We start from the raw sequence: 23,216 nt of genomic DNA on the forward strand, positions 1-23,216 counted from the left end.
GGGACACATGCGGACCTACGACAACCCGGTCATCGGCGGGTTCCATCCCGACCCCAGCGTGTGCCGGGTCGGCGAGGACTACTACCTCGCGTGCTCCAGCTTCGAGTACTTCCCCGGGGTCCCGCTCTTCCACAGCCGGGACCTCGTGCACTGGCGGCAAATCGGCAACGTCCTTGACCGGCCGAGCCAGTTGGACCTGCCGGACGACACCCCGGCCTCGGCCGGCATCTACGCCCCGACGCTCCGCCACCACGACGGCCGCTTCTATCTGATCACCACCGACGTGGGCGGCAAGGGCAACTTCCTCGTCACCGCGGACCGGCCCGAGGGCCCCTGGTCGGACCCGGTACTCGTCGACCTGCCCGGCATCGACCCCGACCTGGCCTGGGACGAGGACGGCAATTGCTGGTGCGCGGTGGCCGGGGTGCAGGTCGCCCGCATCGACCCGGCGACCGGCAAGGTCCTGGAGGGTCCGCTCCCCGTCTGGTCCGGCTCGGGACTCCAGCACCCGGAGGCCCCGCACCTCTACCGCGTCGGCGACTGGTGGTACCTGATGCTGGCCGAGGGCGGCACCGCACTCGGCCACAGCGTCTCGATCGCCCGCGCCCGCTCCCCGCGCGGCCCCTACGAACCGGCCCCCGCCAACCCGGTTTTGACGCATCGCAGCACGGACCTCCCCATCCAGAGCACCGGCCACGCCGACCTGGTCACGGCCCCCGACGGCACCTGGTGGATGGTGCTGCTCGGCACCCGCCCCCGGGGCTGGTTCCCCGGCTTCCACGTCCTGGGCCGCGAGACCTTCCTGACCCCGGTGGAGTGGGTGGACGGCTGGCCCCGGGTCGGCCCGGTACGGGAACAGCATGCGGCTCCGGCGGCCTGGCATCCCGTCCAACTCCCGCCGGTACGCGACGACTTCGACGCCCCGACCCTCGCCGCCTCCTGGATCTCCCCGCGCGGCAGACGGGACGACAGCTGGTCGCTGACCGAGCGGCCGGGCCGGCTGACGCTGAACGCTCACGGGGGACCGATGTTCCTCGGTCGCCGACAGCAGCACCCCGACTGTCGCGCGGCGGTCCGACTCGACCCCGGCTCCGGACGCGCGGGTCTCTCCGTCCGCATGGACGAGGCGCATCACTACGACCTCGAGGTCGCCGGGGGAGTGGCGAGCGTGGTGGTGCGGATCGGGCCTGTACGGCAGCGGATCGCCGAGCGCCCGCTGGAGCCGGGGCCGGTCACGCTGACCGTCGACATCGGCACGGTCGACACCGGCACCCGCGGCCCCGACACCCTCACCTTCTCCGTGGCGGGATCCGAAGGGGCCGTGGAACTGGCCGAGTTGGACGGACGCTATCTGTCCACGGAAGTGGCAGGGGGATTCACCGGGCGGGTGATCGGCATGTATGTCACCGAGGGTGCGGCGGACTTCGACTGGTTCGACTACGAGGAGGCGCTGGGAAAGCGACCGGCTACGGAGGGTGATTGACCTCGGAAATGCGTCGGGGCCGGTGCGCACCTCGTGTGCGGCCGGCCCCTCATGTTCTTGAATTGCTCAAGCGGCAGTCATCACCTGACGGTGCGGGGCGATGATCTGGCCGTCGGGCAGGAGCTCACCGGTGTCCTCGAACAGGAGAACGCCATTGCACAGCAGGCTCCAGCCCTGTTCCGGGTGGTGCGCCGTGAGGCGGGCGGACTCCCGGTCGGCGGATTCGGCTGTGGGACACGGTGGCTGGTGCTTGCACATTGGTGGGATCTCTCGCTCTGTTGTGGTCATGTCCGTCCCCCGTGGTGTTGAGTCGGTCCGAACCCAGTGTTGCCCCATGGACGTCAATCCGCAGGGATTTAGCAGCACCGCTTCTCACAGGTTCATGACGCATCACCCGCGCGGACGGTTCATCCCAATTCCCAGCTCGTACGAGCTTTTTCGTGCTCGGACGAGCGTTACGAGCGTGAAAGGGCCGGAAACGCGATCGTACCCCGCCACCGGGAATTCGGTGACGGGGTACGAGGGTGACGGCGGGGGAAAGTCAGGCGGGAGAACCGAGCAACGGTGCGGGAGTCACCCGATGGGTCAGCACCGGCAGCAACTCGGCGACCCGGTGCGGCCGGTGGGCCGCGATGCCGGGCGGTGCCGGGGCCAGCGGGACCAGCAGATCGGTCGCGGCGGGGTGGCCGTCGGCGCCGTCGGCGGTGAGGTCGCCGTGCAGCCAGAGCGTGAGCATGTAGAGGCCGGGCACGGACAGGAGGCGCGGCTGGTGGGCGCCCTTCATGTTCTCGGCCTGGCGCAGCGCGCGCTCGGTCGAGGCGATGTACGGGCCCTCGAAGAAGTGCGAGAACGCCCAGCCGTCGGGGGTCAGCATGGTCTCGGCCGCGGCGACCGCGCGGTCACCGCAGCGGATCAGGAAACGCCACCCGGCCAGCCGGGTCACGGCCTCCCCCTCCGCGGTGACGCGGTCCAACACGTGCAGAGGCAGCGGGAGTTCGGGTGTTGCCGGCCCCTGGGCCGCGCGCAGGGACGGGGTTCGGGCCTCGCGGACCGCGGTGGGGGAACCGAGTGCCGTGAGAACGGAGCGCAGGGCGGGCGCGGGAGCCGGGGGGACATGCAGCGGCATGGTGGGTCGCCTCTCATTCGACAGGCACTGATGGCGCGAGGGCGGGACGGGGGCGGACGGCGCTGTCAGCTCTCGGGGTCAGCGAGGTCGGCGCCGGGTTCCGTGCACATGGGTAGGGCCCGCCGCACGTCACCTCGACGGCAGGTTCCAGGACCGGGGCGCCAACCTTCTTCCTTGTTCGCGGAGTTTATACGACACGTGTTCAGACGATGTTTCGTCTAACCGTTTCCCGCATGAACAACAAGGGCCTATTCGGCCAGGGATTCACGGGAATCATCCCGGTTCCGAACCGGTTCCGCGGCGATGACCTCGGGATATGTCTCCGATGGGGTCGGCCAATTGTCGTCGGCGTTTTTCACGAGGTCTTCATTCCGCGGGAACTGCGTGCTGCCGCATGCCTCGTGAATGTGCCGCGGGTCACGTCCGACCAGAGTAGCGGGCTCCGGGCCGGTCCGGGGACGTTATCGATCGCCAGGGCTGGGCATCATCCTTCCTGACCCGGGGACGAGGAGGTGACGCTTCGATGGGCGAGAAGGTCGTGGCAGGGCCGTTCGAACTGGCCGACCGTCAACGCTACCGCGCCAAGCTGCGGCGCTGTCTGACGGGGCTGGAGCGGCTGCTGGCCGAGAAGCGGTTCGACCGCCCCAAGAACCTCATGGGGCTGGAGATCGAACTGAACCTCGTCGGCTCCGACGGCATGCCGAAAATGCTGAATGGGCAAGTACTGGAACGCATCGCGAGCCGAGATTTCCAAACAGAACTCGCCATGTTCAATCTGGAAGTCAACATTGCCCCACATCGATTGGACGGCCGGGTATTCGACCGACTCGCCGAGGAGATCCGTACGTCACTGGCATATGCCCACCGGAAAGCGGGCGAGGTCGACGCCGGAATACTGATGATCGGCATTCTGCCCACACTCGACCGGGACGACCTGGTCTCCTCGAACCTCTCCGCGGTCGACCGCTACACCCTGCTGAACGATCAGATCGTGGCCGCCCGCGGCGAGGATTTCGTCCTCGACATCGAAGGCGTCGAGCACCTCACCTGCACCTCGGGCTCCATCGCGCCCGAAGCGGCCTGTACCTCCGTGCAGTTGCACCTCCAGGTCACCCCGGACCGTTTCGCCGACGTGTGGAACGCGGCCCAGGCCGTCGCCGCCGTCCAGGTCGCCGTGGGCGCCAACTCGCCCTTCCTGTTCGGCCGCGAGCTGTGGCACGAGTCCCGCCCCCCGCTCTTTCAGCAGGCCACCGACACCCGCCCGCCCGAACTCCAGGCCCAGGGCGTCCGCCCCCGCACCTGGTTCGGCGAGCGCTGGGTCACCTCGGCGTACGAGCTCTTCGAGGAGAACCTGCGCTACTTCCCGCCCCTGCTCCCCATCCACGACGACGAGGAACCCCTCGACGTGCTCGACGCCGGCGGCATCCCCACCCTCGCCGAACTCGTCCTGCACAACGGCACGGTGTACCGCTGGAACCGCCCGGTCTACGGCATCGCCGACGGCGTCCCGCACCTCCGTGTCGAGAACCGCGTGCTGCCGGCCGGCCCCACCGTCACCGACGTCATCGCCAACACCGCCTTCTACTACGGCGTCGTCCGCGCCCTCGCCGAGGAGTCGCGGCCGGTGTGGACCCGGCTGCCCTTCGAGGCGGCGGCCGCCAACTTCGACACCGCGTGCCGCCACGGCATCGACGCCCGGCTTCTCTGGCCCCGGCGCGGACGGCTCGGCGGCACCACCGAGATCGACGCGGTGGCCCTCGTACGCGACGAACTGCTGCCGCTCGCGGAGGCCGGTCTGGACGCGTGGGGGGTCGAACCGGCCGACCGGGACCTGTACTTGGGCGTGATCGACGAACGCTGCCGACGCCGGGCCAACGGCGCGACCTGGCAGTCCGCGACCTTCCACCGTGCCCTGGAACAGGGCCTGTCCAGGGAAGCGGCGCTGGCCGCCACCACCCGCCGCTACAGCGAGTTGATGCACCTCGGGGAGCCGGTCCACACCTGGCCGGTGGGGCTGCCGGAGCCGGTGCCGCTGGGGTGACGTGTGAGGGTGAGGTGAACTGGCCCTGTTTCAGCCCGTGTTGGCGGCCGCACCCGAGGCGCCCGCTTCCACGATGGCCTGGAGGATCACCGACTGGATCTGGGCCGGGTCGTTCACCTCGTGGCCCGAACCGCCGGTCGCCTCGGCGATCTGCCGGGCCTCCTCCTTGTCGGCCTCCGGACCCACCGCGATCATGATGAGCGGTACCGGCCTCTCAGGGCTGGCGAGTTGCTTCAACTGCTGGACGAGGGCGGAGCGCGAGATGCTGCCCGGGTCCTGGTTGACCCCGTCGGTCAGGATGACCAGCGCGTTGAACTTCCCCTTCACATAGGAGGACGTGGCCGCCTTGTACGCGGCGAGCGTGGTGTCGTAGAGCCCGGTCGCCCCGCCCGGCACCGGCTTCAGCGAGCCGAACGCCGCCGACAGGGCGTCCCGTTGGGTGCCGTCGCCCTTGCGGTCGCCGAGCCGCTCGGTCGGCACCAGGACGCGGTAGTCCTTGTCGCCGTCGAGCTTCGTCGAGAACTCCCACAGCCCGATCTCGTCCTCGGGCGTGAACGTGGCCAGCGCCTGGAGCAGCGAGCCCTTCGTGACGTCCATGCGCGACTGCCCGGTCCCCGGCACCGACTCCGACATGGAGGCGGAGGCATCGACGACCGTGGTGATCCGCGCGCTCTGCACCGTGATCGTCCAGGTGCCCAGGGCCTCTTGGAGAGCCGCGTCGGAGGCGGGCTCGACCGCCGCCACGGCGTACGGCTGCGGACTGACGCCACCGGCCTTCGCGACCACGGCCTTCGGCGCGGTGTCGTCGTCCGTGCGGAAGCCGTACTTCTCCAGGAGCTTGTGCTGCGCGGGCTGGTTCAGAAAGGTCAGGAACCGGATCGCGGCCCGGCTCTGGTCCGTCGTCAGCCGCTCCTGGTCGACGAGGTTGTACGGATAGTCCAGCCGGGGGGAGCCGTCCTTCGGATAGAACAGGTCGAGACTTCCGCCGCCGTCGGCCGACGCGTTGTACGCGAACGCCGACTGCTCGCTCAGCACCAGGGCCTGGTTGCGCTTCGGATTGCCCTGCTCGGTGCCCGAGGAGTCACGCGGCAGGGTGTCCAGCACCTGACCGTCGGTGTCCGAGATCCGCTGCGACAGCGTCTTCATCATCGCCGCCGCCTGCGTGGCCCCGCCCTTGACCTTCGCCGCGGCCGTGCTCAACTGCGTGAGCGCCAGCAGCCCCGTCGCGCTGCGCGCCGGATCGGCCGCGCCCAGCCGCAGCGAGTCGTCCGTCAGGGTGGCACCGGCCAGGTCCACCCAGGTGTACGTCTTCTTCGGCCACCCCAGCGACTTCGCGGCGGCCGGGACCATCGCCACACCGACCGGCGTGGAGGCCACGTTGCCCGCGGCCGTGACCTCCGTGGCGGCGCTGTCGGCGGCCGACGAGACCTCGTTCACCCACAGCTCCGAGTCGGGCACCCACACCTGTGCGTCCGGGTGCTTGCCCGCCTTGAGCGTGTCCGCGAACTTGTACGAGTCCTGGGCGGTCACCGAGATGTTCAGACACTGGCCGTCGGACGTGATGCCCTGGTCACGGGCCTGTCCGGCCGCCGCGCGCAGGGCGGGCGTCAGATCGGGGGAGGCGGCGAGCTTCAGCCGTACCGCGTCCTTGCGGCAGGAGGAGCCGAAGGAGAGCAACCCGCTCCGCACGGCCACGGCGGTACCGCCGGCGACGGTCAGCACGAGGACCGTGGCGACGGCCACCGTACGGCGGCGCGCGCGAGGACGGGGGTCGCTGCCGCCCGCCCGGTACTGATCGGGCAAGCTGTGACGTCCCATGACGGTGGTGCCCCTCCCTGTTGAACCTCGTGCCTCCGTCTCCCCCAACGGCCTGTCGAGCACGATCTTCGTAAGTTCTTTCGAGACCCTAGCGGGACGAAGATGGGCATGAGGCGGGATTTCCGAACTGAAGGCAGGTGCGCAGGTGGAGGCAGGGCAGGTGGCCGAAACTTTTCCGCTGGAGCGGCCCACACGGCGGATTCTCCGGTCCGAGGCACTGCTCGTTCTGGGGCTTTCGCTCGGTGCGAGTGGTGTGTCCGCCCTGATCAGTTTTGTCGGATCGGTCACGAAACCGGGTGGCCTCAAGGACCAGGCCGCCACCCTCAACGCCTCGGCCGCGCCGGGCCGTCCCTGGCTGGATCTCGCCTGGCAGCTGTTCGGGATCGCGTCGGCACTGGTCCCCGTCGCCCTCGTCGCGCACTTCCTGCTGCGGGAGGGCGAGAGCCTGCGCACGATCGGCTTCGACCGCACCCGGCCCTGGCCCGACCTGGGACGCGGGGCCGCGATCGCGGCGGTCATCGGCAGCACCGGCATCGCTTTCTACCTGTCCGCCCGCGGCCTGGGCTTCAACCTCACGGTGGTGCCGGAGGCACTGCCCGACGTCTGGTGGAAGTACCCGGTCCTGATCCTCTCCGCGATGCAGAACGCGATCCTCGAAGAGGTGATCGTGGTCGGCTATCTGCTGCGCAGGCTGGGCCAGTTGGGCTGGACCCCCGGTACGGCGCTGGTGGCCAGTTCCGTACTGCGCGGTAGCTACCACCTCTACCAGGGCATCGGCGGCTTCGTCGGCAACATGGTGATGGGCGTGGTGTTCGTCTACCTGTACCGCCGTTGGGGCCGCGTGGGTCCCCTGGTGGTGGCGCATTCCCTGCTCGACATCGGGGCGTTCGTCGGCTACGCGCTGCTGGCGGGGAAGGTCGGCTGGCTCCCGACGGCGTAAGTCCCGGAAGAGGCAGCCCCGTTGCGGCTCAGGCGAGCAGCTCGCCGTCGATGACCGTGACCGCCCGCCCGGTCAACAGGGTCCGCCCGCCCCGCAGTTCGGTACGGACGAGCCCGGAGCGGGGCGAGGCCTGCAATCCGGTGAGGACCGCGCTCCCGAGCCGCTCGGACCAGTACGGAGCCAGCGCCGTGTGCGCGCTTCCGGTGACCGGGTCCTCGTCGATACCGACGTTCGGGAAGAAGCACCGGGACACGAAGTCGTAGCCCCGGGTGGGGTCTTCGGCCCGTGCGGTGGCGATGATGCCGCGCTCGGAGTGGGCGGCGAGCGCCTTGTGGTCGGGTGCCAGGCCTACGACGGTCTTCTCGTCGGCGAGTTCGAGGAGAAGGTCGCCGATGTTCGGGCCGGTGTCGAACGCGGTGAGCGGCTCGGCGCCCAGGGCCTCGGCGACGCCGTCCGGGATCTCGACGGCGGTGATCGGGGCGGTCGGGAAGTCGAGGGTGATCGACCCGTCCTCGGCCGGCGTGGCGATGAGCACGCCGCTCCGCGTGGCGAACCGCACGGGCCCTTCGTGGGCGCCGGTGGTGTGCAGCACATGGGCGGCGGCGAGGGTCGCGTGCCCGCACATCGCGACCTCGGTCGTCGGCGTGAACCACCGCAACGCCCAGTCGGCGTCCCCGCCCTCGGGCAGCCGGTGCGCGAACGCGGTCTCGGCGTGGTTGACCTCCATCGCGACCTTCTGCAGCCGGTCGTCGTCCGCCGGGAAGGCGTCGAGAAGCAGCACCCCGGCCGGGTTCCCGGCGAAGGGGCGGTCGGTGAAGGCGTCCACGATTCGAATCCGCATGCCGTGACGCTAGAGGCTGCACGGAGCCGCTGGCCAAGGCCAATTCGGGGTCACTGGACCGATGTGCCGTCGGGGCGTTCCGGCTTCCGGGCCAGGAAGGTGGCGTAGGCCCGCTGCGTTCCCTCGGCGGGCTCCTGGATCAGACGGGCGGTGAGCGTGAGGCCGGCCCGGGTGAGCAGCTCGGCGATCCGGTCCGGTGGGAGCAGGTGCGACTCGTAGGAGACGGGGTGGCCGCCGTACGCCTGTGTCGGTCGCCGGAGTTGGCTCTCTCCCACGTGACCGGCCAGCATCAGTCGGCCCCCGGGAGCGAGGGTGCGGTGGAACTCGGCGAAGACGACGGGCAGTTGGTCGGGCGGGGTGTGGTGGGTCGAGTAGTAGGCGAGGATGCCGCCGAGTTCGTCGTCCCCGATCGGTGCCGCTGTCATCGAGCCCACGGTGAAGGTCAGGCCGGGGTGGGCGCGGCGGGCGAGCTCGATCATCCTGGGGGACAGGTCGATGCCGAGGACCGGCACCCCCAACTCCGCCAGATACGCCGTGACTTTGCCGGGTCCGCACCCCAGGTCGGCCACCGGCCCCAGGTCGCCGGCCCGCACGGTCTCCGCGAACGCGGCCAGCATCGCGCGGGAGAGCGGGTCCAACTCGGCCGGTGCCTTGACGAGTTGGGCGTAGTCGGCCGCGACGGTGTCGTACGACTCCCGGATCGCGGTGAGGTAGGAGGGCTGCTCGGTCACGCGGGTGACTCTACGGAGGGAGACCGCCTGTCCGGTGGCGTCGGTCATGCCCTTGGTCGAGATCCGGACCAACTGGCCAGCAGCTGGAGGCAGTCCGCGGAGGGGGACCCCGGTTCGGCGGTGAAGACGCCCAGGGTCTGCTCGGAGTCGTCGACGGGGGCGAACGCCTCGTAACCGAGGACGAGTTCACCGACGACGGGATGGTGGAAGCGCTTGGTGCCATGGGTGCGCTGGAACACGTCGTGGTCGGCCCACCACCGGCGGAAGTCCGCGTCCTGGACGGAGAGTTCGCCGACGAGCTCGGCCAGGGCGGGGTCGTGCGGGCGACGTCCCGCGTACAGGCGGAGCGAGGCGACGATGCCGCGGGCGGCGTCCTCCCAATCGGCGTACAGGGTCCGGAAGCTGTCGTCGAGGAAGACCAGCCGGGCCATGTTGCGGCCATGGGCGGGCAGATCCTCGAAGTCCGTGTACAGGGCGCGGGCGAGATGGTTGGCGGCCAGGACGTCCATACGGCGGCCGTAGACGAGGGCGGGGACGTCGGTGAGGCTGTCGAGCAGCAGGCGCAGACCGGGGCGGACGCTCTGCGGGGGCAGTGGACGAGGACGGGTGCGGGTCGGTCTGGCGATCCGGAACAGGTGGGCGCGCTCCAGATCGTTGAGGCGCAGGGCGCGGGCGATCGCGTCCAGGACGGACGCGGAGACGCTGAGATGGCGTCCGCGCTCCAGACGGACGTAGTAGTCGACGCTGACGCCGGCGAGCTGGGCGACCTCCTCGCGCCGTAGGCCCGGAACGCGGCGGGAGCCCGGCAGGGGTGCCAGGCCCGCCTCCCCGGGGGTGATCTTCGCGCGGCGCGAGCGGAGAAAGTCCCGCAGCTCGCTGTTCGGTTCCTGGGCCATGTCTCCACCGTAGACCGGGGTGACCTGGGAAGTGGCCGCGTCAAAGGGGGTCTGCTGGACCCCCGGTCGGAGCGGGTCTCCCGCCCCGGCCGGGGGCGGTGCTCGGCTGGTGGAAAGCACGCACGCACCTGGAGGGACCCCTGATGAAGCGCAGGATTCTCGGCGGCACCGGCATCTCGGTGAGCGAGTACGCGCTCGGCGCGATGATGTTCGGCGCGATGGGCAACACCGACCACGACGAGTCGGTCCGCATGATCCACACGGCACTGGACGCCGGGATCAATCTCGTCGACACCGCCGACGTGTACTCCGGCGGCGAGTCGGAGCTGATCGTGGCCAAGGCGCTGAAGGGCCGCCGCGACGACGTCGTCCTGGCCACCAAGTTCGGGCTGCCGATGGGGGAGGACCCCAACCGGCGCGGTGGCTCGGCCCGTTGGATCCGGCGCGCGGTGGAGGACAGCCTGCGCCGTCTGGACACCGACCGCATCGACCTCTACCAGATGCACCGCCCGGACCCGCTCACCGACCTCGACGAGACCCTCGGCGCCCTGTCGGACCTGGTCCGGGCCGGGAAGGTGCGTGCCGTCGGCGGCTCGTTCTTCTCCCCCGAGGAGATCGTGGCGGCGCAGTGGACGGCCGAGCGCCGCGGCCATCACCGCTTCCGCACCGAACAGCCGCCGTACTCGATCCTCACCCGCGGCGTGGAGAGCCGGGTGCTGCCCACCGCCCAGCGCTACGGCATGGGCGTGCTGACCTTCGGCCCGCTCAACTCCGGCTGGCTCTCGGGTCGCGCGGATCCGACCGCCGGGCACCGCAACGCCGGTCTCGGGGCGAAGATGTTCGATCTCGACCGGCCGGGCGTGCGGGCCAAGGCCGACGCCGTACGCGAGCTGACCGCGCTGGCCGCCGAGGCCGGTCTGCCGCTGCCTCATCTGGCCGTCGCCTTCGTCCGTGCCCATCCGGCGGTCACCGCGGTCCTCATCGGCCCGCGCCGCCCCGAACAACTGGCCGACCTCCTCGCCGCGGCCGACGTGGAACTCGGCGACGACCTCCTCGACCGCGTCGACGAGATCGTCCCGCCCGGTGTCGACGTGAATCCCGACGACTTCTACATCGACCCCACCCCGCCGATCACGGACAAGCGACTGCGCCGCCGCTGAGGCGTCGGCAGGGATTTCGGCAGTTCGGCAGGGGGTTGCCATCCGAACAGTTCCGATATATCGTTGACGCATCGCGACAGATCAACGATGGAATGGAGTGATTGCGATGCGTACCCACGGATACGAGCGTGGACATGGACAGGACGGCCCCTTCCGGCGCGGCCGGGGTGGCCCCGAAGGGCTGCGTGGGGCTTTCGGACCCTTCGGGCCCGGTGGTCCGGGCGGTCCCGGCGGCCCCGGCTTCGGACCGGGCTTCGGTCCCGGGCCCTGGGGTGGACGAGGGCGCGGCGGCCCGAGGGGCGGCAGGGCGCGACGCGGCGACGTACGCGCGTCGATCCTGGCCCTCCTCAAGGACCGGCCGATGCACGGCTACGAGATGATCCAGGAGATCGCCGAGCGCAGCGGCGGCGCGTGGAAGCCGAGCCCCGGCTCGGTCTACCCCACCCTGCAACTGCTGGAGGACGAGGGCCTGATCGCCAGTGAGTCGGAGGGCGGCAAGAAGCTGTTCGCCCTCACCGAGGCCGGCCGTACCGCGGCCGAGGAGGGCCCGGACGCCCCCTGGGAAGAGGCTTCCCGCGGTGTCGACTGGGAGGCCCTCACCGAGATCCGCCAGGCCGGCTTCGGCCTGATGGAGGCCTTCGGCCAGGTCTGGAAGACCGGCAGCAAGGAGCAGCGCGAGAAGGCGCTGACCGTCATCAACGACGCCCGCAAGAAGCTGTACCTGATCCTGGCCGACGAGGACTGATGTCCCCGGCGCCGGAAGAGGCAGCAGGCCAAGGCGCCCCACGGAGCTTCCGTGGGGCGCCTTCCCTGTGCGCGTTCCCGTTCCTGCGGTGCCCCGGCGCTTTCCTCAGGCCACCAGCCCGGCCAGTTTGCGCAGCGATTCGTTCAGAGCGGCCGTCCCCGAGTCCTTCAGCTTGCCCGCCATCAACGACACCGCCGCACCCGTGAACTCGCCGTCGATACGGACCGTCGTGGCATCGCCGTCGGGGGTGAGCGTGTAGCGCGTGGCGACGTTCACGGCCATCGGCCCCTTGCCTCGGATGGCCAGCGCCCGGGACGGTTCCACCTCCTCGATGGTCCACTCGACCTCGGCCGGGAAGCCCATCAGCTTCATGTTCTCCTGGAAGGTCCCGCCCACGGCGAGTTGCTCCGGGCCGCCCTTGGGGAAGTTGGTGTGGGTCGCGTTCCACTCGCCGTACGCGGACCAGTCCGTGAGTTGTGCCCACACCTTCTCGGCCGGGGCCTCGATGCGTGCCTCCGCGCTGATTTCGGCCATGCGACCACCTCTTCGTGTCGGGCTACGGTGTCGCGGAACGTAGCCGCAGGGCGCGCAACATTCAATACTGATGAACCGTCAGGAATTGTGCGACTCCGTCTGCCTACGGGGAGTTCAGCTCACCCGCCGTATCACCGCCGCGTCGAACAGGTCCCACGCGCGCGGGTGGGCACTTTCGTCGTGACAGTGCCACGCGTCCCAGAACAGGTCGGCGGGCAGCGCGTCCTCCGGGGCGTACACCCGGTACACGTACTGCCTGCCGTCGACCGCCGGCAGAGCCACCAGCCAGCACCTGCTCTCCATGTTCGCGAAAGACGTACGCCGGGTGCAGGGCGGTTGCGTACGGGGCGCGCGGCGGGCGGGCGTGCGCCTCTCGGGGGCAAGGGGCGTGATCTCATCCGTAAGGAGGAGATTCCGTCGCCCCGGGTCCACTTTGTGTGGGACGACGAAATGCAACCCTCCGGGGATGCCCTCGGCACGGGGGACTGATGGGGTAGGAGAGTGCAACCCCGTATCCCCAGGCAGTCGGTCCACGAGCAGGCAATCCACCGTGCGGACAACGATGCCAGGCTCAGTGCAGAGCTGGCAGCGGTGGTCGCCGGTGCGCGCCGCCGGGCCCTGCGGGACGGGGACCGGCAGATCGACACGGCCCATCTGCTGCACAGCCTCCTGGAGTCGGACCCCGAGGCACGCGCCGTCTTCGGCGACGGCCCCCAGATCGCCCGACTGCTCGGCTACCTCGTCCAACGCAGCATCGGCTACGGCCTCCGCTGGCAGGGCTCGGTCGAGGACTCCGGCGCGATCCCCGTGATCCCCGCGGCGGAAGGCTGGTCGCCGCTGGCCGCCGATGCCCTGGAGTACGCCTGCGAGCGCGCCGAACTCCGCGGCGACGACCTGGCGGGCGGCATCGACCTCCTCGCCACGATCGTCGCGGACCCCGGGTCCCGTGCGGTCGAGGTCCTCCACCGGGCCGGCATCGAGTCCCCCGAGGTACTGATCTGGATCGAGGGCCGTTCGGGGGAGTACGTCGGGGGCGGCGGCGAGACGGGCTGCTGAGCCGCACCGTCCTCCAGCCCGCCGAGCCGTACGCATCCCCCGGCCTGCCGAGCCACACACATCCCTCCAACGCGCCGAGCACCCTGGTAAGGGGCTCGTCCATCCCCTGAGACAGGTGTCAACAGGGGTGACGCTCATGTCATCCCCTGTCATCATGTGGCCGTGCATACGTCTGAGAGCAGTGCGGCCGGCGGTGGTGCGGGTGGCGGCAAGAGTGTCGGGCTCGCCCTGGCGCTCGGCTCCGCGCTGGCCTTCGGCGGATCCGGGGTCGCGGCGAAGCCGCTGATCGAGGCGGGGCTCGACCCGCTGCACGTGGTGTGGCTGCGGGTGGCAGGCGCGGCCCTCGTGACGCTGCCCCTCGCCGTACGCCACCGCTCGCTCGTCCGCCGTCGCCCCGCGCTGCTCCTCGGGTTCGGGCTGCTCGCCGTGGCCGGTGTCCAGGCCTGCTACTTCGCCGCGATATCCCGCATACCCGTCGGCGTCGCCCTGCTCGTGGAGTACCTCGCACCCGCCCTCGTGCTCGGCTGGGTGCGGTTCGTGCAGCGGCGCCCCGTCACCCGCGCCGCCGCGCTCGGCGTGGTCCTCGCGGCCGGCGGACTCGCCTGCGTCGTCGAGGTGTGGTCGGGCCTGAGCTTCGACGCCGTGGGCCTGCTGCTCGCGCTAGGTGCCGCCTGCTGCCAGGTCGGCTACTTCGTCCTGTCCGACCAGGGCAGCGACGCCGGCGCCGAGGCTCCCGACCCGCTCGGCGTGATCGCCTACGGCCTGCTCGTCGGCGCCCTCGTCCTCACCGCCGTGGCCCGCCCCTGGACCATGGACTGGTCGATCCTCAAGGGCGACGCCCACATGAACGGCACCGCGGTCCCGGCCGCGGTCCTGCTCGTCTGGATCGTCCTGATCGCCACGGTCCTGGCGTACGTCACCGGAGTCGTCTCCGTCCGCCGCCTCTCCCCACAGGTCGCGGGCGTCGTGGCCTGCCTCGAAGCGGTCATCGCGACCGTCCTGGCCTGGGTCCTGCTCGGCGAGCACCTCTCCGCGCCGCAGAGCGTCGGGGGAGCGGTGGTCCTGCTGGGCGCCTTCATCGCCCAGTCCTCCGCACCCACGAAGGGCTCCGAGGAGCCGGTGGCGAGCGGCGGCCCGGAAAGGGAGTTGTCCCGGCGCGGAACAGCCGCCTAGCGCCTGTCGGCGGAGCGGGTCGCAGGGGACCGGCGGGTCGGACGAACGGTGCTTCGCCCGAAAGGCCGTTGACCGCCGGTCGGCCGAAGTTGTGGGCGGCGAGCCGGTGTTGCCACTCGGTGTCGTCGTGGGGCGCGCACCAGGGGTGGGTGAGCGTTACAACGCGGCGAGGTAGCCGGGGAGTTCGGTGCCGGGGGCCAGGTCGTCGTTCGGGAGCGGGGCTCCGTAGGAGGGCTGAAGAGGGACTACGCCGGCCCAGTGGGGGAGGTCCAGGTCCTCGGGGTCGTCGTTCGCGCCGCCGGTGCGAAGCTTGGCGGAGACCTGGTCGAGGTCGAGGCGGATCACCATGGTGGCGGCGAGTTCCTTCTTGTTGGCGGGCCGCGAGTCCGCCGAGCGGCCCGGCACGACATGGTCGACCAGCGCGTCCAGCGCCGTCCGCTTCTCTTCCGGGTCCGTCACCTGGTGGGCGATGCCGTGCACCACCACGGAGCGGTAGTTGATCGAGTGGTGGAACGCGGAACGGGCCAGCACCAGACCGTCGACGTGCGTGACCGTCAGACACACAGGGAGCCCCGGATCGGCCTGCCCCGTCATCCGCAGCGGGCGCGCACCCGTCGAACCGTGCACGTACAGCCGCTCGCCGACCCGCCCGTACAGCGTCGGCAGCACCACCGGCGCCCCGTCGCGCACGAAGCCGAGATGGCAGACGTAGGCCTCGTCGAGTATCGCGTGCACCAACTCCTTGTCGTACGACGCCCGGTCCGCGGAGCGCGTGGGGACGGTCCGGTCGGTGGGCGTGTAGGCGGCGGGCGGTGACGTCGGCTGCGAGGTGGTCCCCTGCATGTGCTCTCCCGTGCTGATCGCTGGTTGTCATTCACATTGCACTAGTGCATACTGTGCTTTGTGCTAGAAGGATATCGGATCGCGGGGCGACGCGCAGCGGACATCGCGGCGGACGTCGAGCGCGCGGTGGGTGCGGGTGAGCTGGAGCCGGGGCAACTGCTGCCGCCCATGCGGGAGTTGGCCATAGGGCTCGGAGTGAACCCGAACACGGTCGCGGCCGCGTACCGGACGCTGCGGGAGCGCGGGGTCATCGAGACCGCCGGGCGCCGGGGCAGCCGGGTGCGGCCCAAGCCGGCCACGACCGGGCGCGAGCACATCCGGGTGGACGTACCGGCCGGGGTGCGTGACGTGTCGCACGGCAATCCCGACCGGACGCTGCTGCCCTCGCTCGCCGGCGCGTTCACCTTCGCCGCCGAACAGTCCGACCGGGAACCGGTCATGTACGGAGACGCCCCGGTGGAGCCGGAGTTGGCGCGCATCGCCCGGGCCGAACTCGACGCGGACGGGGTCCCGGCGGGCCCCGTGGCAGTCGGCTCCGGGTCGTTGGACGTCATCGAGCGCGTCCTGAGCGCCCATCTGAAGCCCGGGGACACCGTCGCCGTCGAGGACCCCGGGTGGGGCAGCCTGCTCGACCTCGTACCGGCGCTCGGGCTGCGTGTGACCCCCGTCGGAGTCGACGACGAGGGGCCGCTCCCCGACGACGTGCGCGCCGCGCTGGAGTCCGGCGCGCGGGCCCTGATCGTCACCGACCGGGCGCAGAACCCCACCGGAGCGGTGGTGAGCGCCACGCGCGCGCGTGCGCTGCGTTCCGTGCTCCGGGCCCACCCGGAGATCCTGCTGATCGAGGACGACCACGGCCACGGCATCGTCGACCAGCCCCTGCATCCCCTGGCCGGCACCACCCGCACCTGGGCCTTCGTCCGCTCGGCGGCCAAGGCGTACGGCCCCGATCTACGGCTCGCCGTGCTCACCGGCGACGCCGTCACCCTCGACCGGGTCCGTGGCCGTCAACGGCTCGGCCCCGGCTGGGTCAGTCTTCTGATCCAGCGGGCCGTGGCCCGGTTGTGGGCCGACGGCGCCGTGGACACGCCTGTGGTGGCGGCCGCGTACGGCACCCGCCGGGACGCGCTGATCGCCGCGCTCGCCGAACGCGGGGTCGCGGCCCACGGCATCAGCGGCCTCAACGTGTGGATCCCGGTACCGGACGAGACCGGCGCGGTCTCCCGCCTCCTCCACGCCGGCTGGGCCGTGGCCCCCGGTGCCCGCTTCCGGCTGAGCGCACCCCCCGGCATCCGCGTCACCGTCTCGACCCTGACACCGGAGGAGACGGAGAGCCTGGCGGAGGCGATCGCCTCGGCCTGCGGGCGGATGCCGGTCCGGGGGTACGCGTAGGCGCAGGGGTACGTGAGGGGGAGCCGCGCACAAGATTCTGCGGGGCCTGCCTACCGCCCCGCCCTGCGCCCCACCTGCGTAAGTCCCGCGCCCGCAAGCACAATGACCGCCCCGACCGGAGTCGACCAGGTCAACGACTCGCCCAGGATCGCGACGCCCGCCGCCGTGGCGATGACCGGGATGAAGTACGTGACCATCTGGGCGGTCGTGGGGCCGACTTCGGCGACCAGGCCGTACTGGAGGAGGACGGCGAGTCCCGTGCCCAGGGCGCCCAGTGCGGCGATCGCCAGCAGGGGGAGGAGCGGGAAGCGGTTCGGCGCCGATGTGAACAGCGGGGTGATGACGGCCAGTTGGAGGGTCGCCAGGAGCAACTGGGTGCCGGTCAGGGAGAGATGGGACGCGCCGGAGCCCGCCAGTGTGCGGCGGACGTAGATCCAGCCGATCGCATAGCTCAGTGAGGCCAGCAGGGCCATCGCCGTGCCCCTGGCGTCCAGACCCTGGAAGCCCTGCCAGGCGCCCAGGACCGTCAGGACGCCCAGGAAGCCCAGGCCGAGACCGGCCACACGGACGCGGGTCGGGCGGTCCTCGGAGAGGGCGACCAGGGACAGCGCCATGCCCCACAACGGCGAGGTCGCGTTGCAGATGCCCGCCAGCGTGGACGGGATCGTCAGCTCCGAGTAGGCGAAGAGCGAGAACGGCAGGGCGTTGAGCAGGAACGCGGCGACCGTCAGATGGGCCCAGGTGCGCGCACCCCGGGGCAGCCGCTCGCGCTTCACCGCCATCGCAGCCGCGAGCACCGTCGTCCCGAACAGCAGCCGCCCGAACGTCACTTGGAAGGGTGCGTAGCCGTCCGTGCCCACCTTGATGAGCAGAAAACTGAAGCCCCAGATGAGGGAGAGCGCCCCGAACCGCAGCCGCCAGTCGAGCGCGCGGCGGGGGAGGGGAGTGGGGGTGTCGGTGGTGTCCCGGGTCTGCTTCCGGATCGCTGCGGTGGGCACGGCGCTGGTCATGGGTACCAAGATCCTGCCCCCGACGTCGTAGCACAAGCGAGATTTGCAGCCCGGTATCTCGTAGGATCGCTTACATGTTGAATCTGGAGCGGCTGCGCACCCTGGACGCCCTCGCCCGGCACGGCTCGGTCAGCGGTGCCGCCGAGGCGCTGCATGTGACGACCTCGGCGGTGTCGCAGCAGATGTCCAAGCTGGAGCGGGAGGTGGGCCAGCAGCTCCTCGCCAAGAACGGGCGGGGGGTGCGGCTCACCGACGCCGGCCGGCTGCTCGCGGAGCACGCGGGGCGCATCCTGTCCCAGGTGGAGCTGGCCCAGGCCGACCTGGAGGCCCAACGGGGGCAGGTCGTGGGCGAGTTGAGGATCTCGGCGTTCCCCACCGCCGCCCGGGGCCTCTTCCCCACCGCGCTCGCCGCCCTCCGTGCCCAGCACCCCGCCCTTCGTGTGCGCTCCACGGAACAGGAACCGGAGCGGGGCATCGCGGGCGTCGTGCGCGGCGATCTCGACCTCGCCGTCGTCCTCGACTGGTACAACAAGCCGATGCCGCTGCCCGACGGCCTGGTGAAGGCGCCGATCCTGGACGACCCCGCCGATGTGGCGATGCCGGCCGGTCATCCGCTGGCCGGGCGCGACGAGGTGGACCTCGGGGAGTTCGCCGACGACGAGTGGATCACCTGGGCCGAGGGCGAGTTCTGCCACGAATGGCTGATGTTCACCCTGCGTTCCCGGGGCATCGAACCGATCATCGGCCACCGCGCCGCCGAGACCCACACCCAACTGGGCCTGGTGGCCGCCGGGTTGGGCGTGTGCGTGGCCCCCCTGCTGGGCCGCAACCCGATGCCCGCCGGAGTCGTCACCGTCCCCCTCAGGCAGCGAGTGCGCCGCCACGTCTACGTCGTCTGGCGCGCGGACGCCGACCGCCGCCCATCCATCCGCGCGGCGGTCGAGGCACTACGCGCGGCGGCGGAGACGGTCGCCTGACGGCCGGCCTGAGGTAACTCGCGGGCGCGGCGGCCGATTTGATGGCAGCGTGGACGACTCGCCGACAGCGCGGCCGATGTGCGCGTGGCGCGGCCGACCCGCCTACAGGCGCGCCAATGTGCGTGCGGCGACGGAGACGGTCGCCTGACGGCCGGCCCCAGCCAACTCGCCGGGGGAGCGGCGGACTTGAGGGCAGCGCGGGCGACTCGCCGACAGTGCGGCCGATGTGCGCGTGGCGCGGCCGACCCGCCTACAGATGCGCCCACGTGCGTGCGGCGGCGGGGACAGTCGCCTGACGGCCGGGCCTGGGGCAACTCGCGGACAGGACGGCCGACTTGCGGGGAGTACGGGTGATTCGCCGGCAGGGCAGCCGACGGCGCGCGGCGTGGCCGCGCCGCCTATAAGGCGCGCGCCGACGTGCGGGCGGAGACGGTCGCCTGACGGCCCGCCTGCGGCAACTCGGCGGCAGGGCAGCGGACTTGCGGGCAGTGCGGGCGACTCGCCAGCAGAGCGGCAGACGTGCACGCGGCGCGGCCAACCCGCCTACGGGCACGCCGACGTGAGTGCGCCGTAGTCAATCCGCCCGTAGAGCCGCCGATGTGTGCGCGGCACGGCCAACCCGATTGCAGATGCGCCGACGTGAGCGCGCCGTAGTCGACCCGCCCGCAGGGCCGCCGCCGTGTGCTCAGCCCGGCCAGCTCCCCTACAGTGCCGCCAACTTGCGGAAGTCCCAGGACGTCAGGGTGTCCGGTGTCAGTCGTACCCACGCGTGTCGGCCGTCGTACGGCATCGCGTCGAGGCCGAAGTTCTTCTGGGCGAACAGCTTCTCCACGGCGACGAGTTCGGGATGCGGCTCGCCCGTACGTGGTGCCTCGCCCACGAACTCGACGGTTCCGGACAGCTCGACGCCCCGCAACTCGTCGTAGGCGTGCCCGCCGTCGACCACCACCGCGACGCGCGGATCACGGCGCAGGTCGGCCCAGCGCTTGCTGCGGGTGATCGAGTACAGCCACAGCGAGGTGCCGTCCCAGACGAACCAGAGCGGGCTGACATGCGGGGCCCCGTCCGCGGAGACGCTCGCGACACGGCAGGTGCGCTCGGCGGCGAGGAACTCGTCCAGTTCCTCGGGTGTCATCATGATCTTCCGGCCTCGACGCTGAGTGGCGGTCATGCGATCCCCTTCGGCTACGGCGCGAGCGGCGGGCGGCCGCTTCTGACGGTGTGTCAGGAAAGTGGCCGGATGAGCGTCGGCCGTCTTCCGTACGCACGCGATGCTCGTTACTGTCGCCCGCCCCGGCCGTCGGCGACAAGGGAGAGCCATGCCGTCGCACGCACAACTCAGTGAGATCCTCGACACGGTGAGCACTGCCCTGCTGACCGTCGAATGTCAACAGGGGGTGGTCGGCCCGGACAGCGCGCTGCCCGAACTCGCCCTCGCGGCCCGCTCGTCGGGCGCGCTCGCCAACGTGGCCCGACTGGTCGCCGCCGCCCACGAGAGCGGGGTGCAGGTGATCCACGCGATCGCCGAACGCCGCCCGGACGGCCGCGGCGCCAACCGCAACGCCCGGCTGTTCCGCGCCGCCGAACGCCTGCCCGTACAACAGCTGTCGGGCACCACGGCGGTGCGCGTGGCACCCCCGATCGAGGTCGCCGACGAGGACTTCGTCGTACGACGGCTGCACGGTCTGTCGCCGATCCACGGCACCGAAGTCGACGCGCTGTTACGCAACTCGGGCTGCCGCACACTGATCGTCACCGGCGTCTCGGCCAACGTGGCCATTCCGAACGCGGTGTTCGACGCCGTCAACCGCGGCTACACCGTCGTCGTCCCCGGAGACGCCATCGCGGGGGTGCCCGCTGACTACACCCCCGCGATGATCCGCAACACCCTCGCATTGGTCGCTACGGTCGCGACCACGGACGAGGTGCTGGGCTGTCTCAAACGACCACGCCGAGGCTGACCGTCAGGCCAGCGTGATGGAGGTCCCGGAGACGGAGATCTGCTCGGCGGGCAGCGCCTGGGTCGCGGGACCCTTCTTCACGCTGCCGTCCGTGACGGAGAACTCGCTCTGGTGGCACGGGCACACGATGACGCCGTTGCTGATACTGCTCACCGCGCAGCCCTGGTGGGTGCACTTCGACGAGAACGCCTTGTAGGTGCCCGCCGTCGGCTGGGTGACGACCACGCCCTGGCTGGCGAAGATCTTGCCGCCGCCCTCGGGGATGTCGGTGGTCTTTGCCAACTCGGTGCCGCCCGCGTCACCCTGTGCGGTGGTCGAACCGGCCGTGCTGGTGGAGCCCGAGGTGTCCGACGACGAGTCGTCGCTGGACGAGCACGCGGTCAGCGCGACGGCGAGTCCCGCCGCGCCGACCGTCGCCAACGCGGTGCGGCGGGACGGCGCTTTAACGGGTTCGAACGATTCGCTGGTCATGCTGACGTTCCTTCCATGGGAAGCATTCGTGGGTGTGCAAAGGGGTACGAGGTGCGGGTGCCCGTCGTTCAGACGGTGTCGAGAGCTTGGCCTGACCGAGATCAGGAAGACGTAAAACGTCCCTGTCGGTCAGCTGTCGGCCGTGCGTAAGGCCTGATCAGGCACCGGCAACCCGTGGTGACACATAAGGAAGTCATGCCGCGCATCTAGCCGTACCGACTAGTCGGTACTAGCCTCCGCCGAACGGATGGAGCCCCCACCTCCCGCCGCTTCCTTCGTCCCCGGCCGTTCCAAAGGGAGTCGTATGCCCTCCGCCTCCGCACCTCTCGACACACGAGGCTCCGGTGCCGACGCGCCCGGCGCCGGCGTACGCGGCTCGGTCACGCGGCTGTACCGCCGCGACCTGGCGGCGTATCCGGCCACCGGGCGGCGCATGTCGTACCTGGCGATCGTGGTGGTCACGACCGTCGTCCTGTACTACATGCTCTACATCCAGTACGCGGTGGCGACGTCGATCATCACGCACTTCGACATGACCTACCGCTACTTCGTCTGGGTCTCGGTCGTCGGCAACGCGGTCGGCGCCTTCGCCTCCCTCGTGGCCGGCCTCGCGGACCGCTGGGGACGGGCGAACCTCGTGGTCTACGGACTGCTGGTCGCCGCGCTCCTGGTCTTCTTCGGACTGCCCAACGCCGGTGACAAGACGACCTACTTGACGCTGTTCGCCGTCGTGAGCTTCGTCGAGGGCATCGTGCTCGTCGCGACCCCGGCACTGATACGGGACTTCTCACCGCAGCTCGGCCGCGCCACCGCGATGGGCTACTGGACGATGGGCCCGGTCATCGGCAGCCTGGTCGTCACCTCGGTGACCAGCAACACGCTCGACTCCGCCAGTTGGCAGGACGAGCTGCGCTACTCCGGGGCGGCCGGACTGGTCGTGTTCGTCGTCACCCTGTTCGCCCTGCGCGAGCTGTCCCCGGGGCTGCGCGACCAGATCATGGTCAGCCTGCGCGACCGGGCCCTGGTCGAGGCCCGCGCCAAGGGCCTGGACACCGAGGCGCTACGACGCGGCGAGTGGCGGCAGATGCTGCGCCTGGACATCCTCGGCTCCGCCTTCGCGATCGCGGTCTTCCTGCTGCTCTACTACTCCGCCGTCGGCAACTTCGTCGTCTACTTCTCGACCACCTTCGGCTACAGCGAGCAGCGCACCAACGGCCTCGCCAACTGGTACTGGGCCGCGAACGCCCTCGCGCTGATCGTGGCCGGCCTGCTCTCGGACCGGCTGCTGGTGCGCAAGCCCTTCATGATCGTCGGCGGGATCGGCGCCATCGTCGCGACCGCGCTCTTCGCCTCGCTGGCCACCCACGCGAGCACCGGCTACTACACCTTCGCCTGGCTGTTCGTCGCGATCGGTGTGTTCAGCGGAGTCGCCTACGCGCCGTGGATGGCGAGCTTCACCGAGACCGTCGAGAAGCGCAATCCGGCCGCGACCGCCGCCGGGCTCGCCGTCTGGGGCTGGACGGTACGGATCGTGGTCGCCGTGTCGGCGGCCTTCATCCCGGTGCTCGTCACCTCCGTCACCCCGCTCGTCGAACACGGCGCCGAGGTCGCGGCGGCGCAGAAGCAGGCCGCCCCGGCCCTGGCGATCGTCGGTGCCCACCCCCAACTCTTCGCCGAACTGGGCAAGTACACGCCGACCACGACACCCCCCGCCCTGGCGGCCCAGGCGGTCAAGGAGGTCGGTCCCGCCGACCTGGCCGTCGTACAGAAGGCGCAGCCGCAGCTCAAGGTGCTCAACGAGTACGGGCCGAAGGTGCAGAAGGCCGTCAAGGACGGTCCCGGGGAGTGGCGCACCTGGTGGTGGATCTGTGTGGGCGGCCAAGTCCTGTTCCTGCCCTTCGTGTTCGTGATGGCCGGCCGCTGGAGCCCGAAGAAGGCCCGCGAGGACGCCCAGGCCCACCAGGACGCCGTGGACCGGGAGTTGGCCGCGCTCGCCACGAACTAGGCGCGGTCGGGAC

Annotated in this window: 23 protein-coding genes; 11 read left to right on the forward strand and 12 right to left on the reverse strand. The window is 70.8% G+C overall.

From position 1 onward, the window contains the following. Positions 1-7: 7 nt before the first annotated feature. Entirely contained in the window at positions 8-1,483 is a 1,476-nt protein-coding gene (locus tag ACIRRY_RS32530; RefSeq protein WP_403979719.1) for a glycoside hydrolase family 43 protein, read from the forward strand. 66 nt (positions 1,484-1,549) lie between these two features. On the opposite strand, the gene ACIRRY_RS32535 is transcribed toward ACIRRY_RS32530, so the two are convergent. Continuing rightward, complete coding sequence (locus tag ACIRRY_RS32535) at positions 1,550-1,741, reverse strand: DUF5999 family protein (RefSeq protein ID WP_043667998.1); 192 nt, start codon at positions 1,739-1,741, stop codon at positions 1,550-1,552. A gap of 283 nt (positions 1,742-2,024) precedes the next feature. Beyond that, on the reverse strand, positions 2,025-2,609 hold the full coding sequence (locus ACIRRY_RS32540; protein WP_403979722.1) for a hypothetical protein: 585 nt from the start codon (positions 2,607-2,609) through the stop codon (positions 2,025-2,027). 523 nt (positions 2,610-3,132) lie between these two features. Here ACIRRY_RS32540 and ACIRRY_RS32545 point away from each other — a divergent pair. Continuing rightward, entirely contained in the window at positions 3,133-4,650 is a 1,518-nt protein-coding gene (locus tag ACIRRY_RS32545) for a glutamate-cysteine ligase family protein (RefSeq protein ID WP_403979725.1), read from the forward strand. A 30-nt stretch (positions 4,651-4,680) separates the two neighbouring features. On the opposite strand, the gene ACIRRY_RS32550 is transcribed toward ACIRRY_RS32545, so the two are convergent. After that, positions 4,681-6,468, reverse strand: a complete 1,788-nt coding sequence (locus tag ACIRRY_RS32550) for a substrate-binding and VWA domain-containing protein (RefSeq protein WP_403979728.1) — start codon at positions 6,466-6,468, stop codon at positions 4,681-4,683. Positions 6,469-6,628: 160 nt separating this feature from the next. Between ACIRRY_RS32550 and ACIRRY_RS32555 the strand changes: the two genes are divergently transcribed. Further along, complete coding sequence (locus ACIRRY_RS32555; protein WP_200684407.1) at positions 6,629-7,408, forward strand: CPBP family intramembrane glutamic endopeptidase; 780 nt, start codon at positions 6,629-6,631, stop codon at positions 7,406-7,408. A gap of 28 nt (positions 7,409-7,436) precedes the next feature. Here the strand turns inward: ACIRRY_RS32555 and ACIRRY_RS32560 are convergent, their stop codons facing one another. Genes ACIRRY_RS32560 through ACIRRY_RS32570 form a run of 3 tightly spaced genes read right to left on the reverse strand, consistent with a single transcriptional unit; the run spans position 7,437 to position 9,876 of the window. Further along, positions 7,437-8,249, reverse strand: coding sequence for a PhzF family phenazine biosynthesis protein (locus ACIRRY_RS32560; protein WP_403979731.1), 813 nt, complete (start codon positions 8,247-8,249; stop codon positions 7,437-7,439). A gap of 50 nt (positions 8,250-8,299) precedes the next feature. Beyond that, entirely contained in the window at positions 8,300-8,980 is a 681-nt protein-coding gene (locus tag ACIRRY_RS32565) for a class I SAM-dependent methyltransferase (RefSeq protein WP_403979734.1), read from the reverse strand. Positions 8,981-9,024: 44 nt separating this feature from the next. Further along, a complete protein-coding gene (locus ACIRRY_RS32570; RefSeq protein WP_403979737.1) occupies positions 9,025-9,876 on the reverse strand; it encodes a helix-turn-helix domain-containing protein in 852 nt (283 codons plus the stop codon). Positions 9,877-10,019: 143 nt separating this feature from the next. On the opposite strand from ACIRRY_RS32570, the gene ACIRRY_RS32575 reads away from it, so the two are divergent. Both ACIRRY_RS32575 and ACIRRY_RS32580 read left to right on the forward strand, forming a co-directional pair. Then, a complete protein-coding gene (locus ACIRRY_RS32575) occupies positions 10,020-11,036 on the forward strand; it encodes an aldo/keto reductase (protein ID WP_403979740.1) in 1,017 nt (338 codons plus the stop codon). A gap of 106 nt (positions 11,037-11,142) precedes the next feature. Continuing rightward, positions 11,143-11,781, forward strand: a complete 639-nt coding sequence (locus ACIRRY_RS32580; RefSeq protein ID WP_403979743.1) for a PadR family transcriptional regulator — start codon at positions 11,143-11,145, stop codon at positions 11,779-11,781. Positions 11,782-11,886: 105 nt separating this feature from the next. On the opposite strand, the gene ACIRRY_RS32585 is transcribed toward ACIRRY_RS32580, so the two are convergent. Next, positions 11,887-12,315, reverse strand: coding sequence for an SRPBCC family protein (locus ACIRRY_RS32585; protein WP_403979746.1), 429 nt, complete (start codon positions 12,313-12,315; stop codon positions 11,887-11,889). Positions 12,316-12,429: 114 nt separating this feature from the next. Next, positions 12,430-12,597 (reverse strand): hypothetical protein, encoded by a 168-nt coding sequence (locus tag ACIRRY_RS32590; protein WP_093624253.1) that lies wholly within the window; start codon positions 12,595-12,597, stop codon positions 12,430-12,432. Between the two features lie 219 nt (positions 12,598-12,816). Here ACIRRY_RS32590 and ACIRRY_RS32595 point away from each other — a divergent pair, with 219 nt between their 5' ends. Both ACIRRY_RS32595 and ACIRRY_RS32600 read left to right on the forward strand, forming a co-directional pair. Further along, positions 12,817-13,371: a Clp protease N-terminal domain-containing protein gene (locus tag ACIRRY_RS32595; RefSeq protein WP_403979750.1), complete on the forward strand. Its 555-nt coding sequence runs from the start codon at positions 12,817-12,819 to the stop codon at positions 13,369-13,371. A 156-nt stretch (positions 13,372-13,527) separates the two neighbouring features. Continuing rightward, positions 13,528-14,544, forward strand: coding sequence for an EamA family transporter (locus tag ACIRRY_RS32600; protein WP_403979753.1), 1,017 nt, complete (start codon positions 13,528-13,530; stop codon positions 14,542-14,544). Positions 14,545-14,700: 156 nt separating this feature from the next. On the opposite strand, the gene ACIRRY_RS32605 is transcribed toward ACIRRY_RS32600, so the two are convergent. Beyond that, the gene (locus ACIRRY_RS32605; RefSeq protein ID WP_403979756.1) at positions 14,701-15,387 is read right to left on the reverse strand and encodes a pyridoxamine 5'-phosphate oxidase family protein; all 687 of its coding nucleotides are present in this window, start codon (positions 15,385-15,387) and stop codon (positions 14,701-14,703) included. A gap of 60 nt (positions 15,388-15,447) precedes the next feature. On the opposite strand from ACIRRY_RS32605, the gene ACIRRY_RS32610 reads away from it, so the two are divergent. Further along, positions 15,448-16,779 carry an aminotransferase class I/II-fold pyridoxal phosphate-dependent enzyme gene (locus tag ACIRRY_RS32610; protein ID WP_403979759.1) on the forward strand — a complete coding sequence of 444 codons (1,332 nt, stop codon included), beginning with the start codon at positions 15,448-15,450 and terminating at the stop codon, positions 16,777-16,779. 50 nt (positions 16,780-16,829) lie between these two features. Here ACIRRY_RS32610 and ACIRRY_RS32615 read toward each other — a convergent pair whose 3' ends face one another. Then, on the reverse strand, positions 16,830-17,789 hold the full coding sequence (locus ACIRRY_RS32615) for a DMT family transporter (RefSeq protein WP_403979762.1): 960 nt from the start codon (positions 17,787-17,789) through the stop codon (positions 16,830-16,832). Positions 17,790-17,863: 74 nt separating this feature from the next. On the opposite strand from ACIRRY_RS32615, the gene ACIRRY_RS32620 reads away from it, so the two are divergent. Next, positions 17,864-18,766 carry a LysR family transcriptional regulator gene (locus tag ACIRRY_RS32620; protein WP_403979765.1) on the forward strand — a complete coding sequence of 301 codons (903 nt, stop codon included), beginning with the start codon at positions 17,864-17,866 and terminating at the stop codon, positions 18,764-18,766. Positions 18,767-19,469: 703 nt separating this feature from the next. Here the strand turns inward: ACIRRY_RS32620 and ACIRRY_RS32625 are convergent. Next, on the reverse strand, positions 19,470-19,937 hold the full coding sequence (locus tag ACIRRY_RS32625; protein ID WP_403979768.1) for a pyridoxamine 5'-phosphate oxidase family protein: 468 nt from the start codon (positions 19,935-19,937) through the stop codon (positions 19,470-19,472). 148 nt (positions 19,938-20,085) lie between these two features. Here ACIRRY_RS32625 and ACIRRY_RS32630 point away from each other — a divergent pair, with 148 nt between their 5' ends. Beyond that, on the forward strand, positions 20,086-20,727 hold the full coding sequence (locus ACIRRY_RS32630; protein WP_403979770.1) for a cysteine hydrolase: 642 nt from the start codon (positions 20,086-20,088) through the stop codon (positions 20,725-20,727). 3 nt (positions 20,728-20,730) lie between these two features. Here the strand turns inward: ACIRRY_RS32630 and ACIRRY_RS32635 are convergent, their stop codons facing one another. Continuing rightward, the gene (locus ACIRRY_RS32635) at positions 20,731-21,198 is read right to left on the reverse strand and encodes a Rieske (2Fe-2S) protein (RefSeq protein ID WP_403979773.1); all 468 of its coding nucleotides are present in this window, start codon (positions 21,196-21,198) and stop codon (positions 20,731-20,733) included. Between the two features lie 304 nt (positions 21,199-21,502). Here ACIRRY_RS32635 and ACIRRY_RS32640 point away from each other — a divergent pair, with 304 nt between their 5' ends. Then, complete coding sequence (locus ACIRRY_RS32640) at positions 21,503-23,203, forward strand: MFS transporter (RefSeq protein ID WP_403979776.1); 1,701 nt, start codon at positions 21,503-21,505, stop codon at positions 23,201-23,203. Positions 23,204-23,216 lie beyond the last annotated feature (13 nt).

The organism is Streptomyces sp. NPDC101776, from assembly GCF_044766845.1.
GTDB lineage: Bacteria > Actinomycetota > Actinomycetes > Streptomycetales > Streptomycetaceae > Streptomyces.

Coding starts and splice junctions, on each gene's coding strand:
- ACIRRY_RS32530 (WP_403979719.1), top strand. CDS start 8: ATGCGGACCTACGACAACCCGGTCATCGGCGGGTTCCATCCCGACCCC.
- ACIRRY_RS32535 (WP_043667998.1), bottom strand. CDS start 1,741: ATGTGCAAGCACCAGCCACCGTGTCCCACAGCCGAATCCGCCGACCGG.
- ACIRRY_RS32540 (WP_403979722.1), bottom strand. CDS start 2,609: ATGCCGCTGCATGTCCCCCCGGCTCCCGCGCCCGCCCTGCGCTCCGTT.
- ACIRRY_RS32545 (WP_403979725.1), top strand. CDS start 3,133: ATGGGCGAGAAGGTCGTGGCAGGGCCGTTCGAACTGGCCGACCGTCAA.
- ACIRRY_RS32550 (WP_403979728.1), bottom strand. CDS start 6,468: ATGGGACGTCACAGCTTGCCCGATCAGTACCGGGCGGGCGGCAGCGAC.
- ACIRRY_RS32560 (WP_403979731.1), bottom strand. CDS start 8,249: ATGCGGATTCGAATCGTGGACGCCTTCACCGACCGCCCCTTCGCCGGG.
- ACIRRY_RS32570 (WP_403979737.1), bottom strand. CDS start 9,876: ATGGCCCAGGAACCGAACAGCGAGCTGCGGGACTTTCTCCGCTCGCGC.
- ACIRRY_RS32575 (WP_403979740.1), top strand. CDS start 10,020: ATGAAGCGCAGGATTCTCGGCGGCACCGGCATCTCGGTGAGCGAGTAC.
- ACIRRY_RS32580 (WP_403979743.1), top strand. CDS start 11,143: ATGCGTACCCACGGATACGAGCGTGGACATGGACAGGACGGCCCCTTC.
- ACIRRY_RS32585 (WP_403979746.1), bottom strand. CDS start 12,315: ATGGCCGAAATCAGCGCGGAGGCACGCATCGAGGCCCCGGCCGAGAAG.
- ACIRRY_RS32605 (WP_403979756.1), bottom strand. CDS start 15,387: ATGCAGGGGACCACCTCGCAGCCGACGTCACCGCCCGCCGCCTACACG.
- ACIRRY_RS32615 (WP_403979762.1), bottom strand. CDS start 17,789: ATGACCAGCGCCGTGCCCACCGCAGCGATCCGGAAGCAGACCCGGGAC.
- ACIRRY_RS32620 (WP_403979765.1), top strand. CDS start 17,864: ATGTTGAATCTGGAGCGGCTGCGCACCCTGGACGCCCTCGCCCGGCAC.
- ACIRRY_RS32625 (WP_403979768.1), bottom strand. CDS start 19,937: ATGACCGCCACTCAGCGTCGAGGCCGGAAGATCATGATGACACCCGAG.
- ACIRRY_RS32630 (WP_403979770.1), top strand. CDS start 20,086: ATGCCGTCGCACGCACAACTCAGTGAGATCCTCGACACGGTGAGCACT.
- ACIRRY_RS32635 (WP_403979773.1), bottom strand. CDS start 21,198: ATGACCAGCGAATCGTTCGAACCCGTTAAAGCGCCGTCCCGCCGCACC.
- ACIRRY_RS32640 (WP_403979776.1), top strand. CDS start 21,503: ATGCCCTCCGCCTCCGCACCTCTCGACACACGAGGCTCCGGTGCCGAC.